This window comes from Segatella asaccharophila (genome assembly GCF_054687055.1).
On record NZ_BAACAN010000038.1, the window covers coordinates 1 to 13,989 of the forward strand.

Sequence of the window (13,989 nt, forward strand, 5' to 3'; positions counted from 1 at the left end):
TGCCTAAGCCAATAGCCGCAGACAGCATACCGCAGCCTGCTTATTCTTTTATTGTGTCAAAACAAATAAGTTAAACCTGAATAGCCGATTTATAGGCTGTTCGCAATAAAAACATTTTCGAATGAAATGTTTCAGATTCTTCACACAAATATTCCTTCAATGCTGAGCAAATGACTTGATATTCTTCTCTGTCTGTACTTGCTAATGGGTACCCATAAGCTTCATGCAGTTCCTCCTGTTTTCTGATATAGTGCATCATGGTACTTTCAATGTCAAACCATGCCTCATTATCTTTAGCATCGACAAGAGCCCTTAACAAGCCATTACGGCTCAGCATGAGCGCATTATTCTCTATCTTTTCTTGCCAAACCTTATTTTTTGCAAAGTCAGAGTATCTTTACTTCATGCCCAAGTCAACATCGAAGCCATTGCCAAGTATCAATAATCTTTTATTGTTGTAGCTATTCATATAGAAGAGTAATAAAGTTAGAATGGAAATTAACTGTTGGGGAACTTCTTCTTATATTCATTTTCAATGAAATTTAACTCTTCCTTAGTATAAAGAAATGGAGTAGTTCTTAGGAAATGGCAACCCTTAGTTTCAAGTGCTTTCTGAATTCCTACTTTTGGGACGGTCAATTGCTCATTTCCGATTACAATATCCAATGAGTCCAAACCATATATTTTAAATTTCCTCATAGCCCAAATCTTATCAGCCATAGGATCGTAAGGAAAAAGTAGGGAGCCTCCACCGGTTGCAGCAAATATTTTGTATGACCAGTCTCTGTTCTGAATGAAACGAAAGCACTTGGGATGATTAATAATAGTGTTAAAATTATCATTTTCATTGAGCTTTATTGTATAGCCCCGCTGCTCATTAGGTCTTCTTAATGCTTCCATTCCAACCGGCCATATATCTCTGTTTTCGCCTTCGTTAGCCCCATTTATCATAGGTCCTAAGACATCAAAATAGATGCAACCAACAGAAACACAATCTTCAACCGGGCGATACATTCTCGTGTTGGAGTCATAAGTAGTAGTTGCAAAAAAAGCTGCCACTAAAGGACTATTGGTCATGTCAAGCATCTCGGTCTCTATTCCATAATGCTGCGCTAGCCCTAAATAATTAACGAACAAACTTGCCTGTTTCAATTCTTTAACCTCAGGATTTTCCGCTAATATATGCTTGAAATCTTCGATTTGGAGTAATCGTTCAATCTTCTGTTCTTCGGTCCAGCTTCTTCTATACAATGATGGCTTGCATACGTCGTAGTAATATCTCTGACCTCTGTAAAGAGGGTAGTCTGGCATTGGAAAGTAGGCACCCCAGTTATCCTTAATCATCATCACCTGAAACATTGGAGATGCATATGCCAATGTATTGATTTGAGACCAACCACTTTTGTGGAGATGCTCAAAAACCTTATTGATATCGGGGAATAAGTAATTTGGATTATCTTTCAGTTTTTCCTCTTCAGATTCTGTCATAACCGATTGGCGGAATTAAAGCATGAAGGAAAAGGCAGGGCAAGAAGTCGTATATACATTTAATTTTCAACCACTTATGCCGTTTATCATTTATATTACCACATGATCCGAAATTACCAGCACTTTGGTTATAAGCTTTCCAGTACTATGGAAATGGGCTTTCCAGTGCTATGGAAATATGCTTTCCAGTACTATGGAAAGGGGCTTCCAGTACTATGGAAATATGCTTTCCAGTACTATGGAAAGGGGCTTCCAGTTAGCGGTGATATTAGATGAAAATTAATTCCGCCAACGGATTGTCATAATATGTATATATTAAGCTGCAGTCTCCTAATAATTTCCTAATATAATAAGAGAACTTTCCTCTATCTTATGCTGCACTGCACTCTATACTTCCCGAAGTCATGCTCGTCAAGTGCCAGCTCGATAGGTATCAGATGAGAGTTGGTAGTATGCTCGGTAAGGAAGTACTGACGCTTGGCACGGCATGTGGCGGCAAAGACGTGGGGGGCGATGGTGGGGTCGTGGAGGGTGATGATGCGACTATAGTTCATACGAACTTGGCGGAGGTACATGTCATAGAACTGGGCGGTCATGGATAAACCTAATGTCTTGGAATCCTCAAGCAACTGGAGGGTCACAAGCAGGCTGTCAATGACCTTGGGATTGCCCACGGAAGTAGAGGAAATACCCTTGGGATTAATACGGTATAAGTACACGTCATCGGGAATTGTCACCATCTTAGTGCACATGCTGTATAAAATGAAACAGAAGAGGGTGTCTTCGAACCAGTAGCCTTCAGGGAAACAGATGTGCTCGAACTTAGTAGAGCGGATGACTTTACCCCAAGTCCTTTTTGTCATTCAAATAGAGTGGTACGTCACTCACCTCTATCCGCTTAGATAGTATCGCACATAAGCCTTTTCTCACCTCGTCCTTTGGCAAGTGAAAGACAGAGACTAACTTATTGATGGACTTGAGTAGGAATGAGAGTATATCCATTTGTTTGTTCGTCTTATTCTGCTAATACCGTCTTCAACCAGTTATCCATCCTAAGCTCAGACATGTCAATCGGTTGTGGAGGAGTCTTCAGCCAGGCGGCATCAAGATGAGGATGTTTCTCATCAATGATGAATATATTTGTCGGATTATAGAAAGGCTCATCAATGATACGCTTGTTAGTCGTAATGAGCTTCTTTCCTTTAGCCAAGGCTGTTATCGCATTGATAGTCAGTCCTTGTCTGTTAGCATGAGACAAATCGATAATAATTTTGTCATTCTGCTGCTTCTTTTCTACCTCATTCAATGGCATTGCTTCCGGGTGCATGAAGTCGTTTTCGCAATATGCCTCTACAAGTTTCTCGTATTTGTTCTTAATGCCAAAATACCTATTCAACCTTGACCTGTGATTGGAGTATTTCAGATATAAGTAGCTGTTCAGATGGTGAACTTTTGAGAACTGTGCAATATATGATAATATTGATGGACGGTTGTAAACATCCACATTATTGCTAAGATTGCCGATAAAGTTCATATCATACTCGCATTCGGCATAGGGCACCGTAGCATCACTAACATAGAAGTCTGGCTGATAGATGAAACCGTATTTTTTACTGTCATCCCTGTCGAAGCTATAAATCTTGTCGAAAAGGTGAAAGTAATCTTTATAATACGACATAATACCATCTACACTATCCCAGATGAAGAGAACGGTTCTTATATTCGGATTTCTCTGCCGTAACCATGTCATGAATGATTTCTTAAACGGCGTAATGGGCATACAGAGAAAGATGTCAAAGTATCGGTCACTAATTTCTTCCTTCAGCTTCTCTGTCCATTGCATTCTTGCTCTTGGATGTTTTACAATAGCAGGAATCCTCCTTCTATTAAATTTTCCTCTCCATGAAGCTTCCAGCCATGCCACATCGTGGAGATAGACATCCTTAGCGCCCATGCTAAGTAGTGTTTCTTTAAGAGCGACATCATAGCCAAAGAACTTCTCGCACATGAGGAAGATGCGCTTGCCCTGAATGCTGTTGTTACTGTTGTCCATTGGTAATGTTGGAGCTACTTGATAACAATGCCATCATTTTTCATTCCAGCCCTTACTGCATCAAAAGCAAAATCTTCTGGCGCAGGAGCACTATGTCTTCTGAAGCCATGAGAAAGCCGAAAAGATAATGAAGATTTTAAAATGTTTATCCTATCCTTCAGCGTGTAATCCTGCCATGATTTCTCATTAGGCCATTCGCTCTGTTTATCATATCGAACTCTAAAGTTACGTATGTAAGCATAAATCGATAATAGAGGCTCAGAAAGATAACCATATAGCCTCTTTTGTCTGGAATAAGAAGACAACCTAACATACTTTTCCATCTCAGAAAATATCTCAAACTGCCATCTTGCAAATTCATCAAAGAGCTTTTTCTTTATTATAAACATGTTGAACGGCGAGAACATATTACCTCCAAGATATTCCAATGCTTTGCTGAAGTCCTCAGGATGCACTTTCCTTAAACACATTAAGAAGATGTAGTAATCCTCTCTGGAGGTCCATAACATTAAACGAGTTGCAAGGTCAATGCTTTCTTCCAGCCTTTCTACTTGAAGTACATCAGCATGATTTCCAAGGATTGTATCAATATTTTCGAAAGTTACAAGATGCTTAAAATAGCGTCTATAATGGCATAATCCTATATACTCGACATCCTTTAAATTTTTCCACGCCCAATACTGGGCAGTAAGTTCTGAATAGTTGCCATTTTTACTACTAATGTTGTCACCGGTTGCATCAGTAATAAAACCGAGGTCTAATTCAGGATGAAGGGCCTTACCGACTTGAATCGGTGTATACACTTCATCTTGATAAACCTTAGCAGGCTTGTGACAAGCCACTAATATTTTTACTTTATCCATGTTTATAACTGTCACTAAATTTCAAACAGAGTTTTGCTTTTACATCAGAGATGTCTTCATCTGGACATCCTCCTTTTCTTAACAGAACTTTAAAAACTACATACGGTGGAATCTGGTTACAAACTAAGAATCTGCCTGACTAACAAAACATATTTATTACCCATATCAATATGGTTTTTACATATATAAAATCTTCATAACTTTCTCGATTATCGGTGCCATATCGTAATACTTGTATTCTGCGAGACGACCACCGAAGATGACGGCCCCATCCTGACCTTCCCCCGTAGGGAAGGAAAGTGCAGCAGCTTCAGCGCGATACTTGTCGGCGAGAGAATTATTGGCATCATCGTTGACAGGGTAGTAGGGTTCCATGCCATCCTTGTACTCGGTGGAATACTCTTCACTGACAACGGTCTTGGGATTTTCATAGACTTGCTGACTGAACATCTCAAAATGCTTGTGCTCAATGACACGGGTATAGGGGACATCATGGGAAGTGTAGTTGACTACGGCATTGCCCTGATAGTTGGGTGTGTTTTCTATGCGAGTCTTGAAGGAAACTGTGCGCCAGTCGAGTTTGCCATACTTGTAATCGAAGAATTCGTCTAATCGACCCGTATATACCAAAGTATTAGCGGCCTCCCCAACCCCCTCCCGTAGAGGGGCTTTTGCTGCTAACCAAAGAGCCATTTTAACCTTGGCCTTTACCTCTTCTGGGTCTGCTATTACTTCTTCGTTCTTAAGGCGAAGAATGGTGAAGCCATAATCTTTCAGAACTTGTGAACGGAGGTTGTCTTCTATTTGTTGTTCTTGAGTGAAATGATAACCACCGTCAATCTCAACAACAAGTTTACCTTCTAATGATACGAAATCAACAATATAGTTATCTATGACATGTTGACGACGGAACTTTACGCCAAATCCGTTACTACTTGCCATTTTCCAAAAAGCATCTTCAGCTTCTGTAGGATTCTTCCTATTTTCTTTAGCTCTATCCTCTAGCATCATATAACTTATAGGATCTGCCGTCTGTCTGTATCCGCCCTCAGATAGTTTCAGTGAATATTTGGCTTTATTTAAAGGAATGTCAATACCTACCAAGCAATCTATACCGCTGCTTTCTCCCTCCCTTCGGGGGAGGGTTGGGGAGAGGCCTAAGCCTTCTATCAACTTATTGTACCCACCGATAGGAATACCTTGGTAGGAATCATTAAAGTAGTTGTTATCAAATACTAACCTTACAGGCAGGCGCTTGATGATAAAGGCGGGGAGCTCAGTACATTTACGACCCCATTGCTTCTCTGTATACTCTTTAATCAGCGTATAGAAAATATCCTTGCCTACAAGACAAAGTGCTTGCTCTTCAAGATTCTGTGGCTCACGACCATTAAGTGCAGCTACCGCATCTCTCTTTTGCTCATCAATCTTAGCTTTTGCCTCTTCCGGTGTTGTGGCTCCCCACATCTGGTAGAACGTGTTCATGTTGAACGGCAGATTGTAGAGCTTCCCATGGAAGTTAGCAACAGGAGAGTTGGTGTAGCGATTGAAAGGTACAATGGAGTTCACGAAATCCCATACTTCCTTGTTTGATGTGTGGAAGATGTGTGCACCATACTTATGTACATTGATGCCCTCTATGTTCTCGCAATAGACATTGCCGCCCAGTTGTGGTCGTTTGTCTATCACCAAGCATTTCTTCCCCTGCTTGTGTGCGAAATATGCGAATGTGGCACCAAAAAGGCCGGAGCCAACTATGAGATAATCGAACTTCTTTATTGACATGATAATTTCCTGTAATTTATTTAGATGGTTTTATCATCTGTTTTATTTTCTTACAGATATTATAAATGAAGGGAGAATACATCATTAATCTGAGTTCTGCCTTTTTCCTAGAAGGTATCAACTTCCTATAGTCTTTAAATTTATTATCGAAAATGGCAAGTTCATTTCCCCGAGCAACTTCTATGCGATATTCATAGCGTAGGCAAGCCATTTCAATATCCTTTTTATATTTGAAGCATGTAAGTTTATTCAATGCTTGTAAACCTTTTATTACCCTAAGCGTATTATTTATAAGTTTTTCTTTGTTCTTTTTCAAACTTGAATTGTATCCACCTGAATCTGTTCTGTAATAACCAGTAATTTGGTCTACAAAATAGCCAGGACCAGATAAAAGGCAAGAGAGGAGTAATGGCATGTCTCCATATGGAAAATCTTTTAATTCATTTGATTGTAATCTGTCACGTACGGAAAACATATCATGACGGATGAAAAAACTTGATGTGTGGAAGCACCATTTTCCAAAGTAAAATTCTGTATGCGTTAATGTTTCAACATTTACGATTCCTTCTTTAACCATTGAGCCAAATGGAATAGTTGCTCCTAATGAATTCCCATCACGATCTGCAAAAGTTACTTTGCTTAAGCATATAGTGCATTCAGGATGCGATTCCATAGCGTCGTATTGTAATTGTAATTTGTGAGGATTAGTCCAGAAGTCATCACCTTCACAAAACGCAATATACTTACCTCGCATATGTGCTTCCATGATTCGATTCAGACTACCATCATGTTTTGAATATTGATTTTCTATCTCGAAAATCGGCTTGATAATGTCTGGATATTTCTCAGCATATTCATGAATTATTTTCGCCGAACCATCTGTTGACGCATCATCATGAACAATTGCCTCGAATGGAAAATCAGTTTTTTGCATTACGAAGCCATCCAAGCACTGACGCAGATATGGGGCATGGTTGAATACTGTACAATGAATTGAAACGATAATATTGTCTTCCATTTCTATTTATGTGAAATTTATATTACAATAATTAATTCTTTATTTATCACAATCGCTTTATTACCGTCGATATTTGATGTCTATCTAATAGATAACACTAAACACAATTATCTTTCTATTTATTACTTGCTATCAAGAAATCAATTACCATTTTTGTAAAAACACATACACTAAATATTCGCATTAATTTTCCATAAAATATTTCGTTTCAATTCTTTCAGAAAAAGCAATAGGACTTGGTATCTTTTCACTTCGGAAACAGTTCAAATGAGCAATAATGAAATCATACCCCATATTACATGAAAAAGCTATACCAGCCGAAAAACGAGGATTTATATCTAGCAAATAATAACTATTTGAACTAACGATGAATTCCATATTGATAACTCCCTGTATATTTAATTTATACCCTATATAATCTACAAGAGCTTCTAGCTTTTCATCATGAAATATTCGTACTGTTATACCTGCACCGTTCTTAGTACGAAGTAATTCTTCACGAGGTACACAAAATTCCGAATCACTTTTCACGTCTCGGACAAAATCTACAGTACAAATTTGACCTTCAATCTTAGGTTGAAAAACATAAGATTGAAGGCTCTCTATTGCTTTTAATTGCACTCTGTTCCGTAAATAATGTAGACCTTCACTGCTCCTTCCTTTGATGGGCTTTGCCACACACGGAAACATCAATTTTGAAAGATCATCTTTATATGTATATGTAGGAATTGAAAGAACCTTTTTATCTTCCTTGAAAAAATCATATAAAGCCAGTTTGTTCCTAACAACAGATAAAGTTTTCCGAGAAGAAAAGCAGATAACAATTCCCGCCTGCTTAAACACATAACGGTTTTCATTAATAATATCTATTTCTACATCCGTTAAGGGAAATATATACCTGACATCATTATCTATAGCTAAATTAAGAAGAAATGGTATATATTCTTTGGTATTGGCATAAGGAGCCTGTGCAAATACGTCACATTGGGAAGCCTCATAATGCCAACTTTTAGGATATATATCACAACCAATTACTTTACAACCAGCTTTATGTAATTTATGAATTATACATAAAGCAGACATGGAACCAATCGCAGTTAATAAAATATTCATGATATTTAGTTAGTATATGTTCAATTAATGTTCAATCCCTAATAAACAGGGCAATTCAGGGTATCCTTAATTTTTAATTCTTAATAAAATTCCCCTTCCGGACTGCCTATTATCTAGACTTATAAGATGTCCCACGAGAGTCTTATAGAACGATTTGTCGTATGAACGATAAAGTCCTATATCCTTAATGAAGTATACAATCTAAAACTCTTTCCACATCTTCATCACTCAACAGATGGTGCATTGGCAGACAAATGACGCTATCTGACATTTTATGTGCATTCGGAAGATTATTCGGAGACGCACTCGGGAGACCCCGATAGGTTGAAAAATCACTGATCAGTGGATAGAAGTAACGACGTGCGAAGACATTCTTGGATTTCATTTTCAAATACAGTTCGTCACGTGTCATACCATATTTTTCAGCATCAACAAATATGGGGAAATAGGAATAATTATGTTTGACACCGGGTATATCATCGAAAAAGCTAATACCTTCTACCGATCGCAAGGCCTTCCTATATTTAATAGCAACCTGATGACGGGCTTCTATGGCTGTATCTACTTGTTTTAGATTCAACAACCCGTAAGCAGCCCGTATTTCATCCATTTTACTGTTAATACCAGGTCCAACCACAGTAACTTCATCTGCAAATCCGAAATTCTTCAGATGATCAATACGCTGTTTTGTCTTTTCATCATGCATAACCATTGCTCCGCCTTCAACGGTATTATACACTTTAGTAGCATGAAAACTGAGTGTGGACAGGTCGCCGGCATTGAGAATACTCTTTCCATTGACTTCTACGCCAAAAGCATGGGCTGCATCATAAATCACTTTCAGTCCGTATGTATCTGCAATTTCCTGGATACGCTTAGTATCACATGGATTGCCATAAACATGTACCGGCATGATAGCTGTGGTCCTTGGTGTAATCGCAGCTTCTATCTTTTCAGGATCTATATTACCAGTCCGAGGATCAACATCAACAAATACAGGCTTGATGCCATTCCACCAGATAGCATGGGTTGTAGCGACAAAACTGTAAGGTGTGGTAATTACCTCTCCGGTAATTCGAAGGGCCTGCAAAGCCGTAATCAATGGCAGAGTCCCATTAGTAAACAAACTGATATATGGAACTTTCAGATAGTCGGCAAGTGCTTCTTCAAGCTGATGATGAAAATGACCATTATTTGTAATCCACCTGCTTTTCCAAATTTGTTTAAGCAGTTCATTCAATTCTTCCAAATTGGGAAGTAAAGGTGACGTTACTGTTATTTTCTTATCACTCATAATTTTATGATTTAAATTATTTTCTTTTTATTAAGGAAAAGACTGATTTCAGTTCTGAAAAATGCAAAATACGGCTAATGCCCAGATAAAATGTAGCACCTGCTATCACATCCACTAACAATCGAGCAACATTGCCGGTAACAAAATGGTTGATGACAGCAATCAAGATATACATTGCCAGACATAGAATCAATGTCGGCAAAAGGTCTCTCATCTGCTTGATAAAGCCCAAACCTATCAATTTCCCGGTATAACAGGTATTGATTAGAAGGGATAATATAGAATTTAAAATCTGTCCATAGCACATGACAAGAAGGCCGAACGGAGCAGTAGCACATAAAATAACAACCCCTAAAATTTCCTTTATGATTTCCAGTCTTAGAAACAGATCGGAACGCCCTTTTACCTCAAGTAAATTCAGATTAATGGCATGTATCGGATACCACATCATAGCAAAACACAATATTTGTAACAGTTGTGCGCAATAGTCCCATTTACTTCCGAGAATGACATGTACCAAAGGGGCAGAAACTGCTGAAAGACCAACCATCAGCGGGAACACAATAAATGCAGAGATTTTCAAGAAACGCCGATAAACACTTTTCAAATGTTCTTCATCATTCCGAATTTCACAAAGTACTGGATAGGTCACACGCTGAATGACACCAGTAAGATTTGAAGATGGAAAGGAAGAAAACTGCTGTGCCCTGGTATAATGTCCCAGTTTTGAAGGGGCAAACAACTTTCCTATTACAAGTGTATATAGATTTTGATATATTGTATAAATTAAACCTGAAACTAACAGCTTAGATCCAAATGCGAACAATTCATGAAAGGACTGCCAGGAAAACACACGTTTCGGACGCCAGCTTGATAGCACCCACAAAAGTCCCGTGTTTACTCCTAAATTAACCAGTTGCTGAACCACCAATGCCCACACGCCTGCGCCATGATATGCTAAGGTTATTCCAATGACACCAGACATAACCGCGGCAGATAAAGAGGCTTTAGCCTGTGTCTTAAAATCTATTTTTACAGTTAATAAAGCTCGTTGGACTACTGCCAGAGAATTGAATATAATTCCGAGACAGACAACCCGCATAACCGGACAAAGTTCCGGAGTGTGATAGAATTTGGCAACTAACGGAGCAGAAAGAAAAAGGATGAGGTATAATAAGCCACTGACAATAAGATTAAAATAGAAGACTGTACTGTTATCTGTCTCCGTTCTGTCTGTTTTCCGGATCAGTGCCTGAGAGAATCCACTGTCTATGAGAGATTGTGCTATCGCCAGGAAAATGGCAAGCATGCCGATGATCCCATAATCGTGAGGAGTAAGCAGACGAGCCATGACGATCATGACTATAAATTGAACCCCCTGGACGGAAAATCTTTCTACCGTACTCCATATTACCCCCTTTTTTGTTTTTTGTTTTAATGAATCAGACATGGTTCTATTTACAGGTTATACGACCTAATTTTCTATCTAAAAAATTTAATGTCCACTTTTCAATTGAAATGATTCTCAAATGATCAATGAGAATACAAATTATGAATACCATCATTACACTAAGAATTGATATCCAATATATATTATCAGATTGATACTGACCAACATTATTCAACATATCCTTCCATAACCATTGCCTCATCGTATCACTATTGGCATGAATACATAAAACACCAAATGTGCTTGCACTGATAGTGTTAATTAATCTGCTCTGCCTGATCTTCAAGTCTTTAAAATACATAAAAGAACAAACAGCAGTAAAAATCGCAAAAAAAACATTAGAATCAGAAACTAATCTATATGGAACAAGTTTAATACCGATAATCTGATGAAGTTCTATCAGCATCAAAACACTTGCTATAGATAATACTACAGATAACAGTGTTATCTCTCCCCATTGACGATTTGTAACTTTCGGTATAAATCCATATATTCTTATATATGATGAGATAAAATACAAAACGCAAAACCATGAAACGTAATTCATTACGACATGACATTTAGGAGCAGTACCAAAAAATGTGTATAATATTAAACATAGTATAACCAATCGTTTATGCATTGGCTTATTCATGTTCCTAATCAAAATATTCAGAAAAGGTATAAAAAGATAAAACATTAAAAAACAAGAAGTAAAATCGCTGGAAATATCATAAACAGGAATGATAGCCTTAATGAAAGATTTTACAGAGAAAGACTCATAACCACTTAACAAGAAGACTAAATAGATAACTACATTATAAAATTCGACTTCTAATATTAATTTTAGAAATTTTCGAATAGTAATTTCAGACTTACACATGAAATAACCCGTAATCAATACAAAACAGTTTATACCCGTTTTGCCCCACATACCGAAGAGATATAAATATATTGCCCTTCCAGATACCGGATTATTTGACATGACTTGTAACAAACCGGAATTTACAACATAATGATGTGCTACGATAAGTAGCATAACAATTATCCGATAAAGTTCGAGATTTGATCTTCTCTCTTTCTTTCCCCCCCTGAAACTGTAGGTGTATGGTAGCATAATGGTATACCGAAATGGTGCATTATGGGGTAGCGAAATGGTGCATTTTGGTCACTGGCAGATTGTGACTTCAATCATATACAATAGTCCTATTCATCTCTACCCTCTCCAAACACGGCTCCATTCTCTTCGCCTTCATCCATCAATCTTTGCATGGCGGCCATCATCCTCAACTGTTTGGGTGACGGCGGTTTGACTCCGCGCTGAGCCAGATCAAGATAGGCGGGAAGTTGACAATCAGGAGTTCCTGTTTGTTGAGTATGCTGAGGATATTGATCGGATTGGTCATCATGGCAACGGCTACCCGGTGGACGGTCTCGGCTTTCTTCAGGTTGGGACTGACATAAAGGTCGAGTTTCTTGCAGATCTGCAGGAGCACTGCCTTAGTCTGGACGGCTAAAATATCAGGAAATGAGATGCCGGAGGTAAATGCCGTATTATCTATAGTAATCATAATGGTGAAATTGTGGTTTGTATCAGATTGATGTCCATACCCTGTCAAGTATGATTTCCGTCCGTTAAATCAGGTCACTGACACTCGCCTGCTGAACCAATTGTATATAAAGATCTCTGGTCATCAAGAAAGTAGGAACGACGGACAGGTTACATCTTACGGCGATCTTCTTCAGATTACACTTAATGTTCTGACGCTGCTGAATGACTTTCCGGAGGGCCTCCTTCCGACTGCGGGTAGTGACGAAGGGAAAAATATAGGAGGTTTCCGACGGATAGCGGGCGGCGATTGCCTGCATCTGTGGATCCCAGCAGACTGTTCTCGTAGGGTTTCCCCATGTATGTGAAATATAGGTAAGCATACCGTCTTTGAGATTACTTTTCTTGAGAAAGGCGATGTCGGTAAAACTCATTCCATGGGCATAGATAGAAAAGAAGAACAGGTCACGGGCATAGGCCTGGGATGAGGAAATACCGGTAAAGTCAAAATGACGCAGGCGATGAAGTTCCTCCCGGGTAAGCAGCGGCCGGTCCTGTTTGGGAACGGTTGCCTTGTTGACCAGCCGAAAGGGATTGCGACGGGCTGTCTCTCCTTCCTTGACGGCCTGCCTGAAGATGGTACACAACTGAGCGAGGTAGAAGACTACAGTAGAGTGCTTGAGTCCCCTGTCATACAACCAGGATTCGTATTTCTTTACCAGCTCCTCATCAATTTCATCGAAGGACAAATCATCCTTGTCTAAAAACTGGAGGAAGCTGTGCAGGGTTACTTCTCGGTTGTCGGCTACCAGATACCTGCCTGACTGGTTCAGTTGCCGGATCCATTGATGGGTAAAAGTCGCGAAAGTCATAATTCAGCTATTATAATGTTATCATATTCCTCTCGGGGTCACTAAGATCACCGTAATTCGCATCCAACATACTTTTCACTTCCTCAAACTGCTCCTTATGTACGCCGCCAATCGCCACGACCATATCACCCATCTTCATGACGAGTTTACGGTCACGGGCAATGCGGATAAGGTAGCCTTCCTGACCTTTCAGAATGCCCGTAAGCACCCGTAGTCTGACATTCCCTTCTGCATAGTGCCCGATGGGATGCTGCAAGATACGGATCCGCGTGGGATCATCTTTCATGATCTGCATGAATGGCTGCATCTGGTAATTGGGAATGACCGCCGGGACACCGGTGTTGCAGTCCCTGACCAGATGGAGAAAAGGAAAATTCTGATGCAAATATTGTTGAAGATATTTCGTACTGCCCTGCAGGAAGACAAAACCACTGATTGAGGGTTTCTCTATCTTTTTGACGCCATGTCTGGCTTTCTCATAAAAAACGGACCGATGGACAAAGCAGCGGCAACTCCCATCTTTGT

At 39.2% G+C, this 13,989-nt stretch carries 12 protein-coding genes and 4 pseudogenes; all 16 read right to left on the bottom strand.

Annotated features, from left to right (window positions below):
• Window positions 1-498: 498 nt before the first annotated feature.
• The gene (locus ACYRYG_RS12850) at window positions 499-1,488 is read right to left on the bottom strand and encodes an FRG domain-containing protein (RefSeq protein ID WP_460198421.1); all 990 of its coding nucleotides are present in this window, start codon (window positions 1,486-1,488) and stop codon (window positions 499-501) included.
• Window positions 1,489-1,853: 365 nt separating this feature from the next.
• Entirely contained in the window at window positions 1,854-2,351 is a 498-nt protein-coding gene (locus ACYRYG_RS12855) for a hypothetical protein (RefSeq protein WP_460198422.1), read from the bottom strand.
• On the bottom strand, window positions 2,329-2,490 hold the full coding sequence (locus ACYRYG_RS12860) for a hypothetical protein (RefSeq protein WP_460198423.1): 162 nt from the start codon (window positions 2,488-2,490) through the stop codon (window positions 2,329-2,331). Before ACYRYG_RS12860 ends, ACYRYG_RS12855 begins: the two co-directional genes overlap by 23 nt.
• Window positions 2,491-2,503: 13 nt before the next feature.
• Window positions 2,504-3,541 (bottom strand): WaaS/CpsH family glycosyltransferase, encoded by a 1,038-nt coding sequence (locus ACYRYG_RS12865; RefSeq protein WP_460198424.1) that lies wholly within the window; start codon window positions 3,539-3,541, stop codon window positions 2,504-2,506.
• Between the two features lie 14 nt (window positions 3,542-3,555).
• Complete coding sequence (locus ACYRYG_RS12870) at window positions 3,556-4,404, bottom strand: DUF4422 domain-containing protein (RefSeq protein ID WP_460198425.1); 849 nt, start codon at window positions 4,402-4,404, stop codon at window positions 3,556-3,558.
• Between the two features lie 177 nt (window positions 4,405-4,581).
• Window positions 4,582-5,043 (bottom strand): annotated as a pseudogene (locus ACYRYG_RS12875) (UDP-galactopyranose mutase); the annotation flags it as partial.
• Window positions 5,044-5,103: 60 nt separating this feature from the next.
• A pseudogene (locus ACYRYG_RS12880) lies at window positions 5,104-5,415 on the bottom strand (endonuclease domain-containing protein); the annotation flags it as partial.
• A gap of 147 nt (window positions 5,416-5,562) precedes the next feature.
• Window positions 5,563-6,183, bottom strand: a pseudogene (locus ACYRYG_RS12885) (NAD(P)-binding protein); the annotation flags it as partial.
• A gap of 22 nt (window positions 6,184-6,205) precedes the next feature.
• Complete coding sequence (locus tag ACYRYG_RS12890) at window positions 6,206-7,207, bottom strand: glycosyltransferase family 2 protein (protein WP_460198426.1); 1,002 nt, start codon at window positions 7,205-7,207, stop codon at window positions 6,206-6,208.
• A gap of 183 nt (window positions 7,208-7,390) precedes the next feature.
• The gene (locus ACYRYG_RS12895; RefSeq protein ID WP_460198427.1) at window positions 7,391-8,320 is read right to left on the bottom strand and encodes an ATP-grasp domain-containing protein; all 930 of its coding nucleotides are present in this window, start codon (window positions 8,318-8,320) and stop codon (window positions 7,391-7,393) included.
• Between the two features lie 184 nt (window positions 8,321-8,504).
• Window positions 8,505-9,614 (bottom strand): DegT/DnrJ/EryC1/StrS family aminotransferase, encoded by a 1,110-nt coding sequence (locus ACYRYG_RS12900; RefSeq protein ID WP_460198428.1) that lies wholly within the window; start codon window positions 9,612-9,614, stop codon window positions 8,505-8,507.
• 16 nt (window positions 9,615-9,630) lie between these two features.
• On the bottom strand, window positions 9,631-11,064 hold the full coding sequence (locus tag ACYRYG_RS12905; protein ID WP_460198429.1) for a lipopolysaccharide biosynthesis protein: 1,434 nt from the start codon (window positions 11,062-11,064) through the stop codon (window positions 9,631-9,633).
• Window positions 11,065-11,068: 4 nt separating this feature from the next.
• Window positions 11,069-12,160, bottom strand: a complete 1,092-nt coding sequence (locus ACYRYG_RS12910; RefSeq protein WP_460198430.1) for an acyltransferase family protein — start codon at window positions 12,158-12,160, stop codon at window positions 11,069-11,071.
• Window positions 12,161-12,329: 169 nt separating this feature from the next.
• Window positions 12,330-12,614, bottom strand: a complete 285-nt coding sequence (locus tag ACYRYG_RS12915) for a hypothetical protein (protein WP_460198432.1) — start codon at window positions 12,612-12,614, stop codon at window positions 12,330-12,332.
• A 64-nt stretch (window positions 12,615-12,678) separates the two neighbouring features.
• Window positions 12,679-13,464, bottom strand: a complete 786-nt coding sequence (locus tag ACYRYG_RS12920; protein WP_460198434.1) for a tyrosine-type recombinase/integrase — start codon at window positions 13,462-13,464, stop codon at window positions 12,679-12,681.
• Window positions 13,465-13,474: 10 nt separating this feature from the next.
• Window positions 13,475-13,989: pseudogene (locus tag ACYRYG_RS12925) on the bottom strand (hypothetical protein); the annotation flags it as partial.

Bases quoted from the DNA above. Each gene is read 5' to 3' on its own strand.
- ACYRYG_RS12850 (WP_460198421.1), bottom strand. From the start codon at position 1,488: ATGACAGAATCTGAAGAGGAAAAACTGAAAGATAATCCAAATTACTTA.
- ACYRYG_RS12855 (WP_460198422.1), bottom strand. From the start codon at position 2,351: ATGACAAAAAGGACTTGGGGTAAAGTCATCCGCTCTACTAAGTTCGAG.
- ACYRYG_RS12860 (WP_460198423.1), bottom strand. From the start codon at position 2,490: ATGGATATACTCTCATTCCTACTCAAGTCCATCAATAAGTTAGTCTCT.
- ACYRYG_RS12865 (WP_460198424.1), bottom strand. From the start codon at position 3,541: ATGGACAACAGTAACAACAGCATTCAGGGCAAGCGCATCTTCCTCATG.
- ACYRYG_RS12870 (WP_460198425.1), bottom strand. From the start codon at position 4,404: ATGGATAAAGTAAAAATATTAGTGGCTTGTCACAAGCCTGCTAAGGTT.
- ACYRYG_RS12890 (WP_460198426.1), bottom strand. From the start codon at position 7,207: ATGGAAGACAATATTATCGTTTCAATTCATTGTACAGTATTCAACCAT.
- ACYRYG_RS12895 (WP_460198427.1), bottom strand. From the start codon at position 8,320: ATGAATATTTTATTAACTGCGATTGGTTCCATGTCTGCTTTATGTATA.
- ACYRYG_RS12900 (WP_460198428.1), bottom strand. From the start codon at position 9,614: ATGAGTGATAAGAAAATAACAGTAACGTCACCTTTACTTCCCAATTTG.
- ACYRYG_RS12905 (WP_460198429.1), bottom strand. From the start codon at position 11,064: ATGTCTGATTCATTAAAACAAAAAACAAAAAAGGGGGTAATATGGAGT.
- ACYRYG_RS12910 (WP_460198430.1), bottom strand. From the start codon at position 12,160: ATGCTACCATACACCTACAGTTTCAGGGGGGGAAAGAAAGAGAGAAGA.
- ACYRYG_RS12915 (WP_460198432.1), bottom strand. From the start codon at position 12,614: ATGATTACTATAGATAATACGGCATTTACCTCCGGCATCTCATTTCCT.
- ACYRYG_RS12920 (WP_460198434.1), bottom strand. From the start codon at position 13,464: ATGACTTTCGCGACTTTTACCCATCAATGGATCCGGCAACTGAACCAG.